This is a genomic window from Lysobacter sp. Root494 (assembly GCF_001427225.1).
Classification (GTDB): domain Bacteria; phylum Pseudomonadota; class Gammaproteobacteria; order Xanthomonadales; family Xanthomonadaceae; genus Agrilutibacter.
Genome location: NZ_LMFH01000001.1, coordinates 454,079 through 473,254 on the forward strand (window position 1 = coordinate 454,079; position 19,176 = coordinate 473,254).

20 protein-coding genes are annotated in these 19,176 nt (G+C 64.8%); 8 read left to right on the forward strand and 12 right to left on the reverse strand.

All coding sequences use genetic code 11. The features are described from left to right. The first annotated feature begins 41 nt into the window (after nt 1–41). The 4 genes from ASD14_RS01825 (at nt 42) to hxsC (ending at nt 4,326) form a co-directional block, all read left to right on the forward strand. Nucleotides 42–935 (forward strand): LysR family transcriptional regulator, encoded by an 894-nt coding sequence (locus ASD14_RS01825; RefSeq protein WP_056127995.1) that lies wholly within the window; start codon nt 42–44, stop codon nt 933–935. A 421-nt stretch (nt 936–1,356) separates the two neighbouring features. Further along, nucleotides 1,357–1,659, forward strand: coding sequence for a hypothetical protein (locus ASD14_RS01830; RefSeq protein WP_157474954.1), 303 nt, complete (start codon nt 1,357–1,359; stop codon nt 1,657–1,659). Continuing rightward, on the forward strand, nt 1,656–3,161 hold the full coding sequence (gene hxsB / locus ASD14_RS01835; RefSeq protein WP_056128001.1) for a His-Xaa-Ser system radical SAM maturase HxsB: 1,506 nt from the start codon (nt 1,656–1,658) through the stop codon (nt 3,159–3,161). Before ASD14_RS01830 ends, hxsB begins: the two co-directional genes overlap by 4 nt. Beyond that, nucleotides 3,148–4,326 (forward strand): His-Xaa-Ser system radical SAM maturase HxsC, encoded by a 1,179-nt coding sequence (gene hxsC, locus ASD14_RS01840; protein ID WP_056128003.1) that lies wholly within the window; start codon nt 3,148–3,150, stop codon nt 4,324–4,326. Before hxsB ends, hxsC begins: the two co-directional genes overlap by 14 nt. A gap of 883 nt (nt 4,327–5,209) precedes the next feature. On the opposite strand, the gene ASD14_RS01845 is transcribed toward hxsC, so the two are convergent. Genes ASD14_RS01845 through ASD14_RS01855 form a run of 3 tightly spaced genes read right to left on the reverse strand, consistent with a single transcriptional unit; the run spans nt 5,210 to nt 6,480 of the window. Beyond that, nucleotides 5,210–5,707 carry a M48 family metallopeptidase gene (locus ASD14_RS01845; RefSeq protein ID WP_056128004.1) on the reverse strand — a complete coding sequence of 166 codons (498 nt, stop codon included), beginning with the start codon at nt 5,705–5,707 and terminating at the stop codon, nt 5,210–5,212. Nucleotides 5,708–5,734: 27 nt separating this feature from the next. After that, complete coding sequence (locus ASD14_RS01850) at nt 5,735–6,097, reverse strand: transcriptional regulator (protein ID WP_056128880.1); 363 nt, start codon at nt 6,095–6,097, stop codon at nt 5,735–5,737. Nucleotides 6,098–6,117: 20 nt separating this feature from the next. Then, nucleotides 6,118–6,480, reverse strand: a complete 363-nt coding sequence (locus ASD14_RS01855) for a DUF6516 family protein (RefSeq protein ID WP_056128008.1) — start codon at nt 6,478–6,480, stop codon at nt 6,118–6,120. 114 nt (nt 6,481–6,594) lie between these two features. Here ASD14_RS01855 and ASD14_RS16405 point away from each other — a divergent pair, with 114 nt between their 5' ends. Continuing rightward, a complete protein-coding gene (locus tag ASD14_RS16405) occupies nt 6,595–7,221 on the forward strand; it encodes a cold shock and DUF1294 domain-containing protein (protein ID WP_056128011.1) in 627 nt (208 codons plus the stop codon). Between the two features lie 88 nt (nt 7,222–7,309). Here the strand turns inward: ASD14_RS16405 and ASD14_RS01865 are convergent, their stop codons facing one another. From ASD14_RS01865 to ASD14_RS01875, 3 genes are all read right to left on the reverse strand, one after another. Next, the gene (locus tag ASD14_RS01865; protein WP_056128014.1) at nt 7,310–8,110 is read right to left on the reverse strand and encodes an isocitrate lyase/phosphoenolpyruvate mutase family protein; all 801 of its coding nucleotides are present in this window, start codon (nt 8,108–8,110) and stop codon (nt 7,310–7,312) included. A gap of 132 nt (nt 8,111–8,242) precedes the next feature. After that, on the reverse strand, nt 8,243–8,686 hold the full coding sequence (locus ASD14_RS01870; RefSeq protein ID WP_056128017.1) for an FHA domain-containing protein: 444 nt from the start codon (nt 8,684–8,686) through the stop codon (nt 8,243–8,245). Nucleotides 8,687–8,842: 156 nt separating this feature from the next. Continuing rightward, nucleotides 8,843–9,286 carry a fasciclin domain-containing protein gene (locus tag ASD14_RS01875; RefSeq protein WP_056128020.1) on the reverse strand — a complete coding sequence of 148 codons (444 nt, stop codon included), beginning with the start codon at nt 9,284–9,286 and terminating at the stop codon, nt 8,843–8,845. 277 nt (nt 9,287–9,563) lie between these two features. Between ASD14_RS01875 and ASD14_RS01880 the strand changes: the two genes are divergently transcribed. After that, nucleotides 9,564–9,776, forward strand: coding sequence for a hypothetical protein (locus ASD14_RS01880; protein WP_056128024.1), 213 nt, complete (start codon nt 9,564–9,566; stop codon nt 9,774–9,776). Nucleotides 9,777–10,104: 328 nt separating this feature from the next. Here the strand turns inward: ASD14_RS01880 and ASD14_RS01890 are convergent, their stop codons facing one another. The 5 genes from ASD14_RS01890 to ASD14_RS01910 form a co-directional block, all read right to left on the reverse strand. Then, nucleotides 10,105–10,602: a cupin domain-containing protein gene (locus tag ASD14_RS01890; protein ID WP_056128028.1), complete on the reverse strand. Its 498-nt coding sequence runs from the start codon at nt 10,600–10,602 to the stop codon at nt 10,105–10,107. Between the two features lie 440 nt (nt 10,603–11,042). After that, nucleotides 11,043–12,131 carry a hypothetical protein gene (locus tag ASD14_RS01895; protein ID WP_056128031.1) on the reverse strand — a complete coding sequence of 363 codons (1,089 nt, stop codon included), beginning with the start codon at nt 12,129–12,131 and terminating at the stop codon, nt 11,043–11,045. 29 nt (nt 12,132–12,160) lie between these two features. Beyond that, nucleotides 12,161–12,871 carry a helix-turn-helix domain-containing protein gene (locus tag ASD14_RS01900; protein ID WP_056128034.1) on the reverse strand — a complete coding sequence of 237 codons (711 nt, stop codon included), beginning with the start codon at nt 12,869–12,871 and terminating at the stop codon, nt 12,161–12,163. A 152-nt stretch (nt 12,872–13,023) separates the two neighbouring features. Further along, a complete protein-coding gene (locus ASD14_RS01905) occupies nt 13,024–13,851 on the reverse strand; it encodes a D-hexose-6-phosphate mutarotase (RefSeq protein WP_056128036.1) in 828 nt (275 codons plus the stop codon). 312 nt (nt 13,852–14,163) lie between these two features. After that, nucleotides 14,164–14,619, reverse strand: coding sequence for a nucleoside deaminase (locus tag ASD14_RS01910; protein ID WP_056128039.1), 456 nt, complete (start codon nt 14,617–14,619; stop codon nt 14,164–14,166). Nucleotides 14,620–15,096: 477 nt separating this feature from the next. Between ASD14_RS01910 and ubiE the strand changes: the two genes are divergently transcribed. Next, nucleotides 15,097–15,858, forward strand: coding sequence for a bifunctional demethylmenaquinone methyltransferase/2-methoxy-6-polyprenyl-1,4-benzoquinol methylase UbiE (gene ubiE, locus ASD14_RS01915; RefSeq protein WP_056128041.1), 762 nt, complete (start codon nt 15,097–15,099; stop codon nt 15,856–15,858). Nucleotides 15,859–16,021: 163 nt separating this feature from the next. Beyond that, on the forward strand, nt 16,022–16,897 hold the full coding sequence (locus ASD14_RS01920) for a GGDEF domain-containing protein (RefSeq protein ID WP_162247661.1): 876 nt from the start codon (nt 16,022–16,024) through the stop codon (nt 16,895–16,897). On the opposite strand, the gene ASD14_RS01925 is transcribed toward ASD14_RS01920, so the two are convergent. After that, nucleotides 16,875–19,124 (reverse strand): carbohydrate binding family 9 domain-containing protein, encoded by a 2,250-nt coding sequence (locus ASD14_RS01925; RefSeq protein ID WP_082538672.1) that lies wholly within the window; start codon nt 19,122–19,124, stop codon nt 16,875–16,877. The two genes, ASD14_RS01920 and ASD14_RS01925, sit on opposite strands and share 23 nt — an antisense overlap. Nucleotides 19,125–19,176: the final 52 nt, after the last annotated feature.

Genomic DNA, 19,176 nt, shown 5'->3' on the forward strand with positions numbered 1-19,176 from the left:
TAGCCCTAATATCTGGACCACCTGTCTCTCTGGTGAAACACATGGACCTGCTGGCCCTCACCGACTTCAATCTCGTCGCCCGCCACGGAGGGTTTGGGCGCGCGGCCCGCGCCGCCGAGCGGCCGAAGGCGACGCTTTCGCGCCGCGTCGCCGAGCTGGAGAGCAGCCTCGGCTTGCGCCTGTTCGAACGCGGCGCGCACATGCTCAAGCTGACCGAAGAAGGACGCGCGCTTTACGAGCGAACCGCGGCCCTGCTTACCGAACTCGACGAGACGACGGCGGAGATCGCATCGGGCGGCGCCAGCCCGCGAGGGACGTTGCGCGTCAGCGCTCCATTGCTTTTCTCCCAGCTCGCAATGGGAACGCTCGCGGCCCGGTTCGCAATGCGGTTTCCGGACGTACGACTGGAGGTCACGACCGAAGACCGCGCGGTCGACATGGTCGAGGAGGGCTACGACGTCGTGATCCGCGTCAACCCCGATCCGGACGAGAACCTGGTCGGTCGCGTCTTTCTGCGCGATCGCCTGGCCGTTGTCGCAGCCCCCGGCCTGAGCCATCCGACCGAAGGCCAGAGAGTTCCAGCCGTCATGCGCAGTGGCGGCAACCGACCGGCGACGTGGACGTTCTGGGCAGAGTCGGGCGAGACAACACTCGACATCGAGCCGGTCCTGGGTTTGTCGTCGCTCATCATGGCGCGCGATGCCGTGCGTGCCGGCGTGGGGGTGGCCAAGCTGCCCGTGTCGCTCGTCACCCACGACCTGGCAGCGGGCTCCCTCGTGCAGTGGGGCGAAGTCAGGGGACCCGATATCGAACTGTGGTTGCTCTATCCATCGCGACGGCTGCTGAGCGCGCGCGTTGCGGCGTTCGTGGAGTTTTTCAGAGAGGCATTCCCCACTGGTACACCGGAGGAGCTCGCGGGATACATGAGCCGATAGGGAGCCCGCCACTGCCGCCTGACACCGGCGCGGATTAGCGTTTGAGCAATTGAGCCTGACGGGTGAGGCGACTGAGCCTCATCGGTCAGGCCATTTGCTTCATGCGAGACGCAATTTGCTGCGAGGGTCGAGGCTGGGGAACCTCAAGCGAATCTTGTTTTGCCTCGGCGCTGAGGCTTTCTGCTTCGAGGTTGAAGCCCGCGAGCCTCGGTCCTGAGGCTCTTTGAGTTAGCGATGAGGTTCCAAGCTTCGAGGTTTGAAGCAAAAAGCCTCGTCGATGAGGCTCAGGACCTCATCCGCCCAAAAACCTCCCTTCTGCCCGCTCGCAGCGCGAGAGGTGCCCAGGCGGGATGAGGAGCTGGCACTTGTTGGCGCGCCTCTACGGGGGCAGGATCGCGTCTCCGGAGACTTGGGGGAGTCCATGGACGCGATCGAGCTGGAGTTGGACCGCAAGTTCTTTAGCGACGACGTTGTCGTCCGGACCGCTCACCGATACAGCCATTCATTTGGTGTCGAAATTCGGCAGAGTGATACGACCACAATGGTCTGCCTGACGCCGTTCGACAGCCACACCAATTGCGAGCAACTGCCGGCACACTTTCGTAACGATGCGTTGGATGAGGTTCTGCGCGAACGTGTTCGCGCGCAGACCGCGGACTTACATACGACGCTGGTGCAGGCCGCGTTTCGCGAACTGCGTCCGATCCGGGCCCCAGAGGAATGAAATTCGCGGGTGCCGCGGCTTTTACCGGCAGTGTTGGTTATCGACTACTGCCCTTACGTTTCCGCCGCCTGCCCTGGGACTCCAGCAGAGTATTGGTGACGTCTTTGTCGGGCGACTGGCTCATCGTGCCGCGAGAGACACTCGACCGTGTCGTCGCGGGTGAGTTGGCGTCGAACGAACCATTGTTCGCCGATCTTGAAGCACGTCACTTGCTCATCGCCGATCCTGAGCGCAGCACGTTTTCGCCGTTGCTATCGCAGATGCGCACACGCAAGCAGTACCTGATCGATGGTCCGGCGCTTCACATCTTTGTTGTCTCCTTGCGCTGCCATCACAGCTGCGCCTACTGCCAAGTGTCTCGTCAGCCCACGACGGCAGCGACCTTCGATATGGCGGGGAGCGCCGCTGCGCATGCTGTAGATCGTCTGTTCGAATGGCCGTCGCCGGCGTTGACGGTGGAGTTCCAAGGCGGCGAGCCGCTGCTGCACTTCGATCGGGTACGCGACATAACCCAACGCATCGTCGCGCGAAATCGCACCGAGCAGCGTTCGCTACGCTTTGTGCTCGCTTCCACTCTCCATGACCTCACTGATGATCAACTCGCCTTCTTCCGCGAGCACCGGTTCCAGCTTTCAACGTCATTAGATGGGCCCGCTTGGCTGCACGACGGCAACCGGCCTCGACCTGAGCGCGACAGCCATCGTCGGACCATCGAAGGGATAGAACGAGGACGCAGGGCGCTGGGGGATGATGCCGTCTCGGCGCTGACCACGCTGACCGCACGCAGTCTGACTGCGCCTGAAGCCATCATCGATGAGTATCGACGACTGGGCTTTCGCTCCATTTTTTTGCGCCCGCTCAGTCCTTATGGATTCGCGCGGAAGACTCAGGCGCGTAACGGATACACCATTGCTGATTTCATCGCCTTCTATCGGGTTGCGCTGGACTATTTGTTGACGATAAACCGCAATGGCTACGCCATGGATGAGGTCTATGCCAGCCTGCTGATGTCCCAGCTGATGGCGCCCTTCGGTCACGGCTACGTCGACTTGCGTTCGCCGACCGGTGCCGGCTTCGGCACGGTGGTCTACGACTACGACGGACGCGCCTATCCGTCGGACGAAGCGCGGATGCTCGCTGCGATGGGTGATCATCGCTTTGCGCTGGGTCGTGTGGACGAGCCCATCGAAAACTGGTTGGCCTCATCGGCCATGCAGGAGATCGCGATAGCCAGTGTGGCCGAGGCGCTACCCACCTGTGCCGATTGCGCTTACGTACCCCTCTGTGGGGCCGACCCGATTGACCATTACGCGCGACAGGGGGATTCGGTCGGACATCGACCCAGCAGCGATTTCTGCCACCGACATATGGGCCTGTTCGATTTGCTGCTCGAACGCTGGGATCAGGGCAGCCCGGAAGATCGCTCCATCCTGGAGGGATGGGGTGTGCATCCACGAGCAGCGGCTGGCAGGCCGGAGGAGACAGTCGATGCTTGCGCTTGATGCGAAGGCAACACTGCATGGCTGGACGGGACCGACGCTCGCCAAAGTCGCGGGACTCAACGAATTTGCGTCAGGGGCACACCCGGTCGAGCGGATGATGCTCGATCTCCGGCAAGCCAACACCAATGACGATGCACTGCTCTCTTTGCCTTGGGCGGGCTTTCTGGCCGATCAGGGCGACGAGATACCGTCGGGTCGACCAGCAGTGGTACTGCACGGCTCGCAGGAAATAGCCAAGCCCGGGGATGTATTGGAAGTGTTGCCCGGAAGTTCCAAGGTGGCGGTTCGCTACAGGCGCGGCGACAACGGCAACGTCCTGTTCGCCACAGAACGCTGCAACAGCTTTTGTCTGATGTGCTCGCAGCCTCCTCGCGCTGTCGATGACGATTGGCGGGTAGCGCAGTTGTGCGACCTGGTCGAACTGATTGATCGCGATGAGCGATCGCTCGCCATCAGCGGTGGTGAGCCGACGCTCTTAGGCGAGGGCCTTGCTCGAGTTGTGCGTCATTGCTCGGCGTTCCTCCCGCGCACGCATATGCATGTGTTGTCGAATGGTCGCCGCTTTGGCGAAGGCGGGCTGGCAGAAACATTCCGCGATTTGCACCCGTCGCTGAGTTGGGGAATCCCGCTCTACGGCGACCACTACCGTCTGCACGACTATGTCGTGCAGAGCCCAGGCGCCTTCGCGCAGACGCTACGAGGCTTGTATGCGCTTCAGGCGGCCGGCCAACGCGTTGAAATACGTGTGGTCCTTGTGAAGCCGACGGTGGAGCGGCTTACCGAAGTCGCCCGCTTCCTCTACCGCAACTTGTCATTTGTCGAGCACGTGGCACTGATGGGAATCGAGCCAATCGGTTTCGCTAAGGCTAATCGAGAGGCGCTATGGATCGACCCGGTCGACATGGCGCCCGCTCTGAGCGAGAGCGTGGGCTACCTGAGCCAGCGGGGCATAGCCGTGTCGCTATACAACCTGCCGCTGTGCACGCTGCCGAGAGAATTGTGGAGATATGCCCGACGCAGCATCTCCAATTGGAAGCAAGACTATTTGCCAGCGTGCGAAGCGTGTGCGGTTCGCGCGGAATGCGGTGGCTTCTTCAGCTGGATTAAACCTGAGTGGACCAGTCGAGCTATCGGCCCGGTCAAGAAGGAGCAGGAACATGCGTAAGGTTCTAACAGTTGTGGGCGCAGGGTTGACTACTTTCCAAGGCAGCGCCAATGCCAACGTCGAGCATCCGTCCCTGCAGGCGGCGCTGACTGCGCTCGCCACCCACGATGCCGACTACGCGGTAACGCTGACTGCGCCGCTCAACGTAGGCCTAGACAACATGTATGCCGGGCACCGCTCGCATAGCAGTCACAGATCACATAGCTCCCACAGTTCGCACTATTCGGGGAGCGGTAGCCAATACACGTCGCCGCCAGCGACATACACAGCGCCGCCACCGCCGCCAGCGGCGTCTTCCTACACTTCTCCGTCTTCGAATCGGAAATCGACGCCATCATCGGCATACGACTCGACTTTTCCGCAGGCCGCTCCATCGAGTTCGCGCCCGACAGTCGATCAGTTGCAGACGATGATCATGAGGGTGCAGGCAGCATTGTTTGCTCGTGGTTACGACCCAGGAGCGATCGACGGCACTCTTAGTGCATCCACTCGCACTGCTCTGCGCCAATTTCAGGCGGCGCATGGATTGGCAGCGACGGGCACGATGACCACCGACTCCCTAAATGCGCTCGGTGTCGGCATTAGATAGATTCCCTGGCGTCGTTCAAGCGAAGCCACCCGGTGGCTCGACTAATTCGACCATAAACGCGCGTATATGGAGATCAAATGTCCTTTCCAGCAAAGGTCTATCGGATTCTGATCGGTTCCCCATCAGATGTTGCGGACGAGAGGATGCTGTGGCTCGGGATCAAGGGGGTTACGCAGGAGGCGGTGGATGCGCGGACGCTTCAGGGTGAGACAAGGGAGGCGTGAGATGTGCGTTGGTACAAAGCACGGGCAGATGTCGTTCGAAAGCTAAGGCAACGCCAGCTCGCGCGAACCGTTACGCCTGCCCAACATCCAACTGCGTCAGGTACAACCGCAGATCGAACTCCAACTGGTGGTAGTCCGACTCCATGTGCGTGCACAGCTGATAGAACGACTTGTTGTGCTCGGCTTCCTTCAGGTGCGCCAGTTCATGCACCACGATCATCTTCAGGAACGGCGCGGGCGCATCGCGGAAGACGGTGGCGATGCGGATCTCGCGGCTGGCCTTGAGCTTGCCGCCGTGCACGCGTGAGATGGCGGTGTGCGTGCCGAGCGCGTGCTTCATCACCTGCAGCTTGCTGTCGTAGAGCACCTTGCCCAGCGGCACGGATTTCTTCAGGTGCCGGTCCTTGAGCGACTGGACGTAGTCGTACAGCTGGCCGTCGCTGCGCACGGCGTGGGGCTCGCCGTACTTGTCGGCGAGCATCGCGCCCAGCCGGCCCTGCTCGATCAGCGCGTGCACGCGCGCCTGCAGGTGTGGCGGGTAGCCGGCCAGGTACTTCAAAGATTCCATCAGCGTAGGGGCAAGGACGGCAGCTGCTCAGGCAGCCACGATCCGGAACTCCGTCGCCTTCGCCACCGGCCGCACGGTGTTGTTGTTGCGCTGCATCTCGACGATGCCGTAGTGCGACATGGTCTTGAGCGTGCGCGAGAGGTTGCCGGGCTCGCGTCCGGTGGCCTGGGCCAGCATCGCGATGGACTCGGGCTGCGTGTCGCGGATCACGCGCAGCAGGGCGCGGTTGTCGTCGCTGAGTACTTCGGCCAGCGACTTCATCGAGGTGAACCAGACCTTCGGCTCGCCGGGCCTGGGCTTGATCGTCCCCTTGGCAATGGCCAATGCGCGTGCGCGGATCGCCTGCCGCGGCGCGATGCCGATGGTCAGGAACTTGGGGGTGCGTCGCATCGTCTTCCTGCTTTTGATGGTCATGGTGTTCTGCTCTTCTCCAGCACGCGGTCGGCTTCGTCGAAGAAGTCCTGCAGCAGCTGGTGCGCACTGGTGTATTCGTAAGGCACGCCCTTGTCGCGTGCGTGGCGGTACTTGTGGTCGTAGGCGAGGATGCGTCCGGCGTACTTGAACTTCTTCGGTGGTTTGACGGCGTGGGCGTTGTCGTAGCCGAGGATGCGGGTGCCGTAGGGTTCGTGCAGGGTCAGGCTGTAGGCGATGCCGTGCGGAATCCCCGGCGTGGGCTCGACCCGCCAGGCCTCGATCCTGATCCAGTAGCCCTCGCCCTGGTCGAAGATGCTGCCATTCAGGTCCAGCAGGGTCTCGACGTCCTTGTCGCGCATGGCCTATCGTATCAGCAGATGATATGAACACAACAGGTTGTGTCGGCGACGCCAGCCCATCGCGGTCGGACTTGGGTAGCATTCCGGGACATCGCCAACTACCCGAGCCCGGCCATGAGACTCGTGGGACGTATTTCAGACTGGATCGACGACAAGGGTTATGGCTTCGTCGTGCCGCACGATGGCGGGATGCGCGCGTTCGTGCACGTGAAGGCATTCCAGGGCGGATCGCGGCGGCCGGTCGAAGGGGACCTGGTTTCCTACGAGACGGCAAAGGACGCGAAGGGCCGCGTGAATGCGGTCAACGTGCGCTTCGCCGGGCAGCGCATCCAGTCGCGGCCGCTTCGCGATGAGCGACGCACGCCGTCGCGTCGCGTTCCGCGCGCGGTGATGGGCGTGCTTGCGCTGGTCGCGATCGCTGCGATGGCGGCGATGGGCCGGGTGCCGGTCGTGGTGCCGCTGGTCTACGCGTTGATGAGCCTCGCCTCGTTCCTCGTGTACTGGTGGGACAAGGACGCGGCGGGAGCGAAGCGCTGGCGCACGGCGGAAGACACGCTGCACCTGCTGGATCTGCTCGGCGGCTGGCCGGGTGCCTTGATCGCGCAACAGCAATTCCGCCACAAGACGGTGAAGGCGTCGTTCCAGGTGGGGTTCTGGATCACCGTGCTGCTCAATGTCGCCGGCGTGGCCTGGCTCGTTCGCAGCGGTGCGGTGGATGCGCTCACGCGGTGGCTGGCCTGAGCAAGCCGGGGCGTCGCGATGGCGGACTTGGAGCGGTTTCCGGTGGAGCGCGGCTGACGGATTCGCCGCCGCGCTCCTGTCGAAACAGTCAGCGCTTGAACAGCGCGTTGATCTGTCCGTAGTTGCCGCGCGGTGCGTCGCCCGCGCGTCCGTCCTGGAGGAATGCGGAGGCCAGCGTGCCGACGTGCGCGAACACCGCTTCGGCCAGGTCGGAACCCGCGCTGAGGCGGCGCACGCCGAGGGCTTCGAGTTCGGCCAGCGGCGGTAGCGCGGGGCGCAGCATCACGTTGAGCGGGAGTGGGGTGCCGCTGGCAATCGCGCGGATCGCGTCGGCTTCGGTCAGGCCGGGGACGAACAGGCCGTCGGCGCCGGCGTCGCGGTAGAGCGCGGCGCGTTCGAGGACGGCTTCGACGCGGCGTTCGGGCGGGGCGAGTCCGCGCAGGTACACGTCGGTGCGTGCGTTGATGTAGACGTCGAGTCCGCGCGCGGTCAGTGCGCGCTTGATGCGCGCGATCTTGGCGGCGAGGAGCTGCGCTTCGGCGGCGCCGTCTTCGAGGTTGATGCCGACCACGCCGAATTCGGCCAGCCGCACGACGTGGCTGGCGACGGTGTCGGGGTCGTCGGAATAGCCGCCTTCCACGTCCATGCTCAGCGGCACGCGCACGACGCGCGCGATCTCGGCAGCGACGGCGAAGAGTTGTTCGACGGGAAGCTGGTCGCCATCGGCGTAGCCGCGGCTCCAGGCGACACCGGCGCTGGTGGTCGCGATGGCCGGTGCGCCGAGGCTTTCGATCAGGCGCGCGCTGCCGGCGTCCCAGGCGTTGGCGATGCGCAGCACGCCCTGCGCGTGCAGGCGGCGGAAGTGGGCGGCGTGTTCGGCGTGGGACATGGAGGCGCTCGGTGGGCGAGGGGCGGCCAGCTTCGCAGATGCATGCGGGGCTTGCGCGCTGGTTTCGGACATCGATGTGTTGCGCCGGCCACCGCATGAAGGATCGTGAGCGGGCGTTACGCCTCGTTGCGATCAGTTCGGCCACGCCCCCGGCAACAACGCGAGGGCCGCCAATGCGCCGATCGCGGCGACAGCGAGGGTCCAGTAAATCCAGCCGCGCGACGGGCTCGCCCGCCTGCCTGCCGGTCGCGCGGCGTCCTGTTTGCCCGGAGCGGCATACACGCGGAAGCGCAACTGGTCGAAGGTGACTTCATCGCCGATGCGAGCGACGGCGATGGCGATGCGTTGCCCGTTGATAAAGCTGCCGTTGGCGGAGCGGAGGTCTTCGATCTCCAGGCCATCGCGGGTGGGGCGCAGCCGTGCGTGCCTGCGCGACAACCCGGGCACCGTGATGCTGATGTCGCATTCCGGTGCACGCCCGATCACCGTCGGCGACAGCAGCTGATAGCTGCGGCCGAAGGCTTCGCCAGCGACGCCGCGCAGCGTGTACTCCGGGTCGGGGATGACGATGGCCATTGCATGCCTTGGGTTGCGGGACGCGCATGGTCAGTGAGTGGAGCGGCGCCGTCCAGTGGGGCCTGGCTGAAGTGGGCTTCATGGCGTTTCGCACCGGGAAAGAAAAACGGCGGGGCTTGCGCCCCGCCGTTTCCGTTACGACTTACGACAACGACATTACTGCTTGGTCGGAATATTGACCTTGTCGATGCCGTGGATGACGCCGTTGCTCGAGCTGATGTCGCCCGTGGTCACCATCGCGCCGTCGATGCTGACCTTGTCGCCGGTCAGCTTGACCGGAGCCTGTTGGCCATTGACGGTCCTGGCGTTCTCCCACTTGCCGACGTCGGCGAGCGGCTTGCGGCCGTTGACGACGTGGTAGTTGAGCAGCGAGACGAGTTCTTCCTTGTTCTCGGGCTTGAGCAGGTTGTCCAGCTTGCCGGCAGGCAGCTTTTCGAAGGCGGCGTCGGTGGGCGCGAAGATGGTGAACGGCCCCACGCCGCGGAAGGTGTCGCTCAGGCCGGCGTGTTCGACGGCCTTGCCGAAGGTCTTGAATGAGCCGTTGGCGGCCGCGGCATCCATGAGGTTCTGGTTGCTGGGGACATTGGTGGTGGTGTTCATGGTTTGAATCCTTTGAGTGTCGCGCAGTGCGAAATGCGCGGACGGCCGAAGCCGGGCTCCTGCCGATGGCAGGGGCGGAGGGCTCAGTGCGGATGGGGAGTGGGTCGTACTGCGCGGCTGAGTGGCCGTTACGACATTGCGTCGTAGTGCCAGGGCACAGTGCGCGCTTCGTTGTTAGCTGAGTGTTATTCCGACTGCGTGATGCGATCACTGCACGCGTTTACCGGGCGCTGGTACACGGAGGTACAGACTCGGGGTTTCCCGAGGCTGAGCGATCATGAACGAATGGAACACTCGCAAAGGCGAGATCGAAGATGCCGACAGGCAGGTGGCTGCGACGCTGGCCGCCGCTCTCGTCGCCCGCGGTTTCAACATACCCAACACAGCCATGGCGGCCGCGCAGGCGGTGGACATCTATCGGCATGTGCTGGAGCAACTGCAGATGGCGGCGACCGGCGGGATGCGTGATCACGCGCCCGCGATTTTGTGAGCAGACGCCGTTGCGTCAGCCCGGCGTCGCGAGCGGTTCCTGCGTCGGACTGGCAAGCCGGGACGGAATGAATGCGTCACAGGCACGCGCGGCGAGAGGCCAGCCTTCGTTTTCGGCGGCGCCAAGTGCACGATCAGCGCATCCGGCGGGCCATTGGTCGAAGGGGCCGCGGCGGCTGACGTAACGATCCTGCTTCACGCACTTCATGGTGGTCTCCAACGCATCGTGCGTTGGTTGTACGCGTGTATCGGTGCCCGGGCATGAACAGCCTCTCGACCTGCCGACGGATTCGCTCTTCCACGGCGAAGCGGTCAAACCCACTGCCGCGTCATTTCGATTTCGCCGGCTCCGCCTTGCGATTGCGCGGGTCGTCCTTCGCATCGACGTAGTTGATCTGGAACGGGCCGGTGCCGTGGATTTGCACGACGGCGCCGCTGGTCGTCGAAGCTTCGTGCTGCATCTGCGCGGGGAGCAGGACGTAGTCGCCGGGCGCGAAGGTTTCGGCGTGGGCCTTGGCGGCCTCGCCCATCGAGAGCGTCAACGAGCCTTCGAGGACGGTCACGTGTTCGTCGCCGGGATGCCAGTGGCGGGCGATGCGGTAGCCGGCGGGCATCTTCAGGCGGATCACGAACAGGCTGCCGGCCTTGCCGGGATCGCCGGAGACCAGGGCGAACTGCGCGCCGCGTTCGAGGAAGGGCGGCGCGTCGCCCCAGGCGATGTCGGCCGCGCGCGCCATCACGTGGCTGGGTGCCGCGGGTGCGGTGGCGGGTTCGGCGGCGAGTGCGCCGGTGGACAGCAGGAGCAGGGGAAGCAGGGCGGATTTCATCAGCGTGTCTCCTCGTTCACGCACGCAGGCGTGGCGACGGCGGAATCGCCGTACTGGAGACAACGCAGTGGTTTGGGTGGAGCGGACTCGCGGTGGCGAACGTAGCTCGGCAATTTCGCCTTCGCCGTTGCGTCCTGTAGAGCGAAGCTTGCTCCGCTGCCTTCGCTTTTGGTGGCGCTCGATCAGGAGCAGCGCAGCAAGCTCCGCTCTGCAAGGCTGCACTCTCGTCGCGACGGCGATTGCCGCGGCTGATTGCAGCGGCGCAATTGCATTGCGCCCTACGGGGCTGCCTTCGCCTTGACGGCACTCGATCCAGAGCAGCGCAGCGAGCTCCGCTTTACAAAGTTTCACCCTCGAATCGGCGACGATTGCCGCGGTTGCAGCGGCGCAATTGCATTGCGCCCTACGGGGCCTGACTGCAGCAGCGCGTGCATTGCGCCCTACGGGGCGGCGGTCGGTTTCGATGCGGTTTGCGGCGGCGCATCGCGCATGGCCTGGCGGCGCGCGCTGTCTGCACGCAGCAGTTCAGTGGCAGCCTGCTGCAGGGCGGGCACGGACACCGTGTCCGGAGCCTGGCCCAGTTTCGTCGTGAGATCGGCGATCACGCGCGTGTTCGCGTAGGGGTGCGCCGCGTCGGGCGAACTGCCCTGTGCCGTGATGAAGCTCTGCAATCGCTTCTCGCTGAGCGCTCCGGTGGCACGGACGAGTTCCGCCAGTTTCGCGCGGTATTCCAGCTCCCAGTCGGCCATGCCGGGGAAGCGGTTCTTGTCGGCCATGTGCTGGCCTTCGTGGCCGAGGAAAACGATCTGGAAGCTCTCGCCTTCGATGCCGTCCTTGTAGCGCGGCAGCACGGCGTACAGGGCTTCTTCGGTCGCCCATCCGCCGTTGGCCACCTTGTTGCAGGAGCCGAACTGGCTCCAGCCGATCGTAGCGAAATCGTCGAGCAATTCCGCGCGCACGCGATACGGGCCGTCCAGCAGCGGCACGTCGAAGTCGCGCGTGGTCTGCGTGCGCCAGAGCATCGCGTTGTGCAGCGGCGTCACCGTGCCGAGCTGTGCGTGGTAGCCGTGCTTCTCGAGTTCGGCTTCCATGGCGTCCTCGAGCGCATCGAGATCCTTCGGCGCCGTGCCTGCGGGGCCGAGCAGCTTACGCAAACCGGTTTCGAGTTCCACTCCGAGCGCGGCGCGGTCGTCGGGGCGGCGCAGTGCCTGCCACCAGTAGTCCTGGTAGAGCTTCAGCACGTCGCGCACGAAGGGCTCGGTGATGTCGTCGCTGACGGGCGGCGGTGAGGCGCTTTCGAACCGCTCGATCATGCAGCTGCGGATGCGCGCGTCTTCGCCGGCGAATGCTTCGGCCGGGACCTTGCGCAGTTCCGCGAGCGCATCGGCGCTGTTGCCGCGCAGGATCGCGCCGCTGGCGCACACCAGGGCCTTGCTGGCATCGGGCGTGCTGACGGGTTCCGCGGCATGGGCGGTGAAAACCGCGGCCAGTCCCAGCATCAGGGCGGACGAAAGCAGGCGTGGGGTCATGGGAGAGTCCGGCAATGGCGTTGAAGCCATTACGCCGCAGCGGGCAGGCGCGCGTCTTGAACGGATTTGATCTGCCGGCGCACTTGCGATGGCGTCAGGCCGGTGATGGTGCGCGCGGTGCGGGTCAGGTGGCTCTGGTCGGCGAAGCCGGCGAGCGCCGCGACTTCGGCCAGGGTGTGTTCGCACGCGAGCAGCTCGAACGCATGGCGCCAGCGCAATTCGCGCCGCAACAACTGCGGGCTCATTCCGTGCGTGCGGGCAAGGGTTCGGCTGGCGTGCGCGGCGGAAACGCCTGCGCGGCGCGCGATGGCATCCAGGGACGCTTCGCTGCATTGCAGTTCGTGCAGGAAGTCGGACTGCCACTCCGGCAATGCAGGCGAAGGCGCGGATTGCGTGCATGCCGCGAGCAGTTCGCCGAGGCGATGTGCTCCACCACGGGTGAGTAGCGCGCGTGCTTCATCCAGGTTAGGCACCTGCACCGCGATCAATGCGCTGCCCGCGCGTGGTGCGATCAGTTCCAGGTTGAAGACGTGCGCGCCGCGGTGGCCGAAACGATCACCGTGGGCATGGAACGCCGGATGCAGCAGCAGCGTGCCCGGCGTGCATTCGACCGGGCCGTCGGCACTGCTCTCGACATAGCTGCCTTCGGTTACGAGCGAAGCGTAGGCGGCACCGTGCCGATGCGGTGCGATCCGGTCGGAGGGAGCGTGCCGGGTTTCGAACGGGGCGCTGTCGGGCATGGCCACATGATGTCGTGGTTGCACGCAAGCGCATGATGCATAAGTCACGAACGGGGTGATGCGGTGGTGTTCTTGGGGCGATGCATCTGGTGCTGCGATGGTGGCTGCGTGGTTTCGTGTCGCGCTGAATCGGCCATCAGGTGCGGGACGGATCAGCGGATCGCGCGGAGCCGCTGCGTGCCGACCCAGCGCTCGCCGGGAACCAGGACCAGCGGTTGCAGCACCGTGCCGGCTTCGATGCATACGAAGCGGCGGTAATCATCCGGGGCGAGATCACCGATGGTCGCGGCGAGCGCGGCGCCGGGGTTCCACACCACGGCATCGGTAAAGCTTTCCTGCTCGATGGACAGTTCGCCGGTGCCATCGGCCAGCGTGAGCGGCGCGACCACGTCGTTGTAGATCCGGTCGACTTCGCCGTCGAAGCGGACTTCGTAGCTCTCCTCGCGACGCAACACGCCTCCGGCAGCGCTGTCTTCGTAATCGCAGCCCTGCAAGCCGGCTACTGCGGCGCCTTCAAGCGCATCGACGCGAAGATAGGTGTGTAGCGCGGCGGTGAAGTCGAAGGTGCCGTCGCCGGTGTTCTCCACTTCCAGCGTGAGTTCGAGCGCGGTGGCGGAAAGGCTGACGAGCAGTCGCGCGATGAACGTATGCGGCCAGTGCGCGGTGCGTTCGTCATTGCGGAGCTCGAATGTCGCGTGTTCGTTTTCCACGCCGATGAAGCGCCACGACAGCACGCGCGCGAAGCCATGGCGCATGCCGGTGCCGCGTTCGGAGAACTGCGGAAAGATCACCGGCACGCCGCCGCGGATCGCCGAGTTGCCATCGAAGCGCGCGCGTTCGCTGAGGAACAGGCGTTCGCGCTGGTCGGCAGGGGTCCACGAAAGCACGTGTGCGCCGTGGAGGGCGATGAGGGTGCTGGCGCTTTCGTGGCTCAGGCGGATGCAGGGCAGGGCGTGGCAGGTAGTGGAGGTCGCTTGCATGGGCGGTGGTCTGTTACGTCATCCAGGAGCGGGAATCGAATGGCTTGGTTGCTGTTGCTGTCATTCCAGCGGAAGCGGGATGTCGTCCCTTGCCGTTGCATGGCCGGATCAGCACGGAACGCAGCACGAGCGAAGACGAGATTCCTGCCTTCGCGGGAATGACGATCGAAAGCGGAGGATGGAAGGCGGAAGCAGCAAAGCAGCAAAGCAGCAAAGCAGCAAAGCGGCAAAGCAGCAAAGCAGCAAAGCGGCAAAGCAGCAAAGCAGCAAAGCGGCAAAGCAGCAAAGCAGCAAAGCAGCAGCAAAGCGGCCTCAATCCTCGCCGATGTCCTCGTTCCACACGTCCGGATTCGCCGCGATCCAGTCGCCGAGCATCGCGATGCATTCCTCGTCGGCCAGGTCGATCACGTTCACGCCGTTCTCGCGCAGCCAGTCGATGCCGCCGTGGAAGTTCACCGATTCGCCGACGACGACCGTGCCGATGTTGAACTGCCGCACCAGCCCGCTGCAGTACCAGCACGGGGCGAGCGTGGTGACCATGATCGTGTCGCGATAGCGGCGCTGCCGGCCGGCCTTGCGGAACGCGTCGGTTTCGCCGTGCACCGAGGGGTCGCCTTCCTGCACGCGGCGGTTGTGGCCACAGCCGAGCAGTGCGCCATCGTTGCGGTAGAGCGCGGCGCCGATCGGGATGCCGCCTTCGGCGAGGCCCTGTCGCGCTTCGGCGATGGCGGTGGCGAGGAGGGCGCGGTAGTCGGGGGTGTCGATCATGGGAGCTCCTTTAGCTCGGCATGATGCCTGCTGCGGGGCGCCCAGGAGCGCTCAGGAGCGCTCAGGAGCGCTGAGGAGCGCTGAGGAGCGCTGAGGAGCGCTGAGGAACGCTGAGGCGCTGAGGAGCGCATGCAGCGCGTGGATACTCCGCGCGTCATCCCTGCGAAAGCAGGGATCCAGTGCCTCTGCTTCTGCTCGTCGTCTCCGCGAAGGTGGGCGTTGCTTCCGCTCGTCATCCCCGCGCAGGCGGGGATCCAGTGGCGTTGCTTCTCCTCGTCGTCTCAAACCTTGCCGCTGAAAGTCGCTGGATCCCCGCCTTCGCGGGGATGACGAGCAAGAGCCGAGAGCGCGAGTAAAAGGAGGGGGACGAACAGGGGCGAAAGTCGCTGGATCCCCGCTTTCGCAGGGATGACGAGCAAAGGGCAGAGCACGAAGCAGGCATCCCGGCCAAAACCCCAGCGATGCGATAATCCCCGCATGAGCGAACAGAACAACACTCCCGGCACCACCCACTTCGGCTTCCGCGACGTTCCCGTGGCCGAGAAGCAGAAACTCGTGGGCGAGGTCTTCTCCTCGGTTGCGGGCAAGTACGACCTGATGAACGACCTGATGTCGCTGGGCATCCATCGCGTGTGGAAGCGCTACTTCGTCGGGACGTGCCAGGTGAAGCGTGGCGATCGCGTGCTCGACCTCGCCGGCGGCACCGGCGACATCGCGCTGTTGTTGCGCGAGCGCGTGGGCACGACCGGGCACATCGTGCTGGGCGACATCAATGGCGAGATGCTGAAGGTTGGCCGCGACCGCATGACCGATCGCGGCGTGGTGTCGGGCATCGAGTTCGTCGAATGCAATGCGGAGTCGCTGCCGTTCCCGGACGCGAGCTTCGATCTCGTCACGATCGCCTTCGGCCTGCGTAACGTCACCAACAAGGACGCGGCGCTGCGCGAGATGCATCGCGTGCTGAAGGTCGGTGGCCAGGCGCGCGTGCTGGAGTTCTCGGAAGTAAAGGCGGAATGGTTCAAGCCGATCTACGACTTCCATTCGTTCAACATCCTGCCCAAGCTGGGCAAGCTGTTCGCCCACGATGCCGACAGCTACCAGTACCTCGCCGAGTCGATCCGCAAGCATCCGCCGCAGGACGAACTCAAGGGCATGATGGAAGTGGCCGGCTTCGCGCGCTGCAGTTACAGGAACCTGTCTGCGGGAATCGTGGCCATTCATACCGGCTACAAGGTCTGAGCATCACCCGATCGGGTGATGCGATTGGCAGCATCACCCGGCTGTGTAACGCCGCTGGTTAGTCTCGGTAAGGACATCCGATCGGTCGTACAAAGCAATGGCTGGCCTCGGCGTTTATCGCGCGCTTTCCCGGGTGTTTCCGCACTCGTTCCGGGCCAAGCTCATGGCGGTCGTGGCCGGTTGCACGCTGCTGCCGCTCAGTGTGTTCCTCGCCTGGCTGCTCCTCGCCGAATCGATCACGCCGCCGCAGCTCAAGGCCGCCGTCGCGCTCGCGGTGTCGGCGACGCTTATCGGCATCCTGGTCGCGCTGGTGCTGCTCTATCACCTGCTCACGCCGTTGCGGATGATGGCGGACGTGGTCGAAGCGTATTACCGCGAACATCGGTTGCCGCAACTGCCCGAAGACGGACGCGACGAGGTCGGCCTGCTGATGCGCGGCATCAACTGCGGCCTGCGCGAGATCGAGACCGGCATCGTCGAACTGCAACGTTCGGTGCGCGAGGATCCGTTGACCCATGCGCTGAGCCGCCGTGGCAGCGACCAGGCGCTGCTTCAGTGCGTAGAGCGCGCCGAACGCGGCATGCCGCTGGCGCTGTATGTCCTCGATGTCGACAACCTCAAGCCGGTCAATGACGAACACGGGCACGTCGCCGGCGATCGCATGCTCATCGACCTCGTCGAAAGTTCGCGGCTGTGGCTGCAGAGCGAGGACTGGATCGGCCGGTGGGGCGGCGATGAATTCCTGGTCTGCATCCACGAACCGCCCCCGGCGGCCAATGCGCGGATGCGCGAGTGGTTGTGCGCCCTCACGTCGATGGTGCGCGCCGACTCCATCCCGATCCGCATCAGCGTCGGCGGTGCGCATTACCGGCCCGGCATCGACGCGATGGAGCTGTATCGCGAAGCCGATGCGGCGATGTATTCGGCGAAGGCGCAGGGCGGCGCCAAGCTGGTGTCCGACGAGGGCATCGTCCTGTCGTCGCCCTCGTCCCGCAACGGCGCAGGCTGGCTGGGGACTACGGCTGCCAGCCGTAAGTGATCTTCAGGAACACGCTGCGCGTGTTGCCGAACAGATCCGGGTGGTCGTCGTCCATGAACGCGCCGTACGACGCCCCCGCATAGACCGCCGTGCGCGGATTGACCTTGTACGAGTAGACGAGCTGCGTCGCCCAGTCGCGCGCGGTTTCGTTGACGACCTCGGCGTACAGCGACGGATCGCGCTGCACCTCGCTGCCTTGCAGGGTGAGGCGCAGGCGCTGGCGCGGATCGAACTGCCAGCTGCCGCCGGCGTTCAGCACGGTAGCCTCGAATGCGGTGCCACCGTCCCGGCGCATGCGCTGGTGGAGGATGTCCCAGTTGAGGCTGAGGCCGCGGCCGATGCTTGCGTTGCCCCACAGTTCGACCAGTTCGCGCCGGCCGGTTTCCACCGCCAGCAGGTCGATCATGGTGCCCACGTTCGCGTATGCGCCGAGCAGCACGTTGCCGGTCGGGCGGAATTCGCCATTGATGTCGACGTAATGCTCGTCGAACAGCGTGCCTTCCCAATAGCGCTTGCGGGTCATGCCGTGCAGGCTGAAGGTGCTCTGCATCGGTCCGCGGAACTTGAGGCTCGATTCGAATTCGCGCTCGAGCAGCTGGCCATCGAAGCGGTCGGTGATGTCGAAGTCGGCATACCAGTCGATGCGGTTGATCGGCCTGTCGTCGCGGTACCAGGTGTAGCCGCCACCGACCAGCGACTTGTCGTAGCCGACCTGGCCCATGAACCCGAGGTCCGCGCGGAAGCCCGGGTCGATGTCGATGTGCCAGGTGTCGAAGTTCCAGTTGCGGTTGCTGAAGACGTATTCGGCGCGCCATGCGGTGCCCGACGGCGTCGCGTCGGCGCCGAGTTCGCCGGAATACGCATCGACGATTTCAGCCGGGTATTCGGATTCGCTGCGCAGGATCTGCGCGGTGGCGGTATGCGCGCCGTCCTGCCAGCGCGCGTCCACGCCCGCGACGTTGTTGGCGTAGTCATCGCCCTCGCGGAAGGTACCGATCACGCCGACGCTCGTGTGCTTGCTGAGGTCGTAGCGATAACGGCCGACGGCCACGTCCGCCTTCTGGTCGAGTTGCACGAAGTCGGAACCCAGCACGCCCGGCACCAGCACCAGCGTGGTGGCGTCGCGCGCCACGATCGCGCCGTAGGCACCGCTTCCGGTGCGCCCGGTCGTGCGCAGCCCGAAGTCGGGATCGGCGATCTGGCGCGTGTAGAGCACGTCGAACTGGCTGTTGAAATAGTCCGCGCCTTCCAGGAAGAACGGGCGCTTCTCCGGAAAGAACAGCGCGAAGCTGTCGTTGAAGTTCAGCTGCAGCTGGTCGGTTTCGACCTGCGAGAAATCGGGGTTGAGCGTGGCGTTGAGCGTCATGGCGGGCGAGGGCGCCCAGCTCACGTCGAGGCCCGGTTCGATCGAGGTGTCGTCGCTGCGCCATGCGGTGCCGGCGGCGTCGCGCGATTGCGTCTGGCCCACGGTGAGCGTCGGCACGATTTCCAGGTTGCGCCCCTGTTCGACGCCGGCCATGCCTTCGTACTTGGCCCAGGTGCATGGAAAGCAGTTCGAGTCGCGCGGCGACTTGTGGCTGGTCAGCTGGTGGCGCTTGTCGCGCGGCCAGTTGCGGAACAGCGAGATGCCCCAGCGCTGGTCCTGCGGTCCACCGCGGAAGCGCAGGGTGGAGAACGGAATGCGCATCTCCACGTCATAGCCTTCGGCGGTGAGCTGGCCGGCGCTGCTCCACAGGCCGTCCCAACTCGCGTCTTCCTGGTTTTCGCTGTTGGCTTCGTCGCGGATCAGGTCGCCCTGCACGCCGAGCGGATTGACGATCAGCTCGTAGCCGCGGCGCTGGTCGTCGAAGGTGTCGAGGAACACGCCCACCCAGTCGTCGCTGAAAGCCGCATCGCGATCGCGCAGGTGCGCGAGGATTTCCCCTGGTTTTTCATCCAGCGCGTGGAACGCGACGTACAGCGCATCGGCTGTGTAGCCCAGCCGCACGATGGTTCGTACCGGTGCCGGGGTGTTGTCGCCGGGCTGGATGTCGTAGGCGACTTCCTGCACCAGTGCGCCGTCCCACGCGGCTTCGTCGAGCTTGCCGTCGATCGCGATGTCGCCCTGCAACAGGGGAATGCGTCCACCGGGGACGTACTCGGCGGGCGCCATGGTCTGCGCAGCGCAGGGGGCGGAGACAGCGAGCAGGCACGCGAAGAGCAGCGGAGCAGGACGGAGCGAAGACATGCAGGGCCGGAGGTCGCGTAAGGGTTCCGTTAAAGATGCCCGATCATGCAAA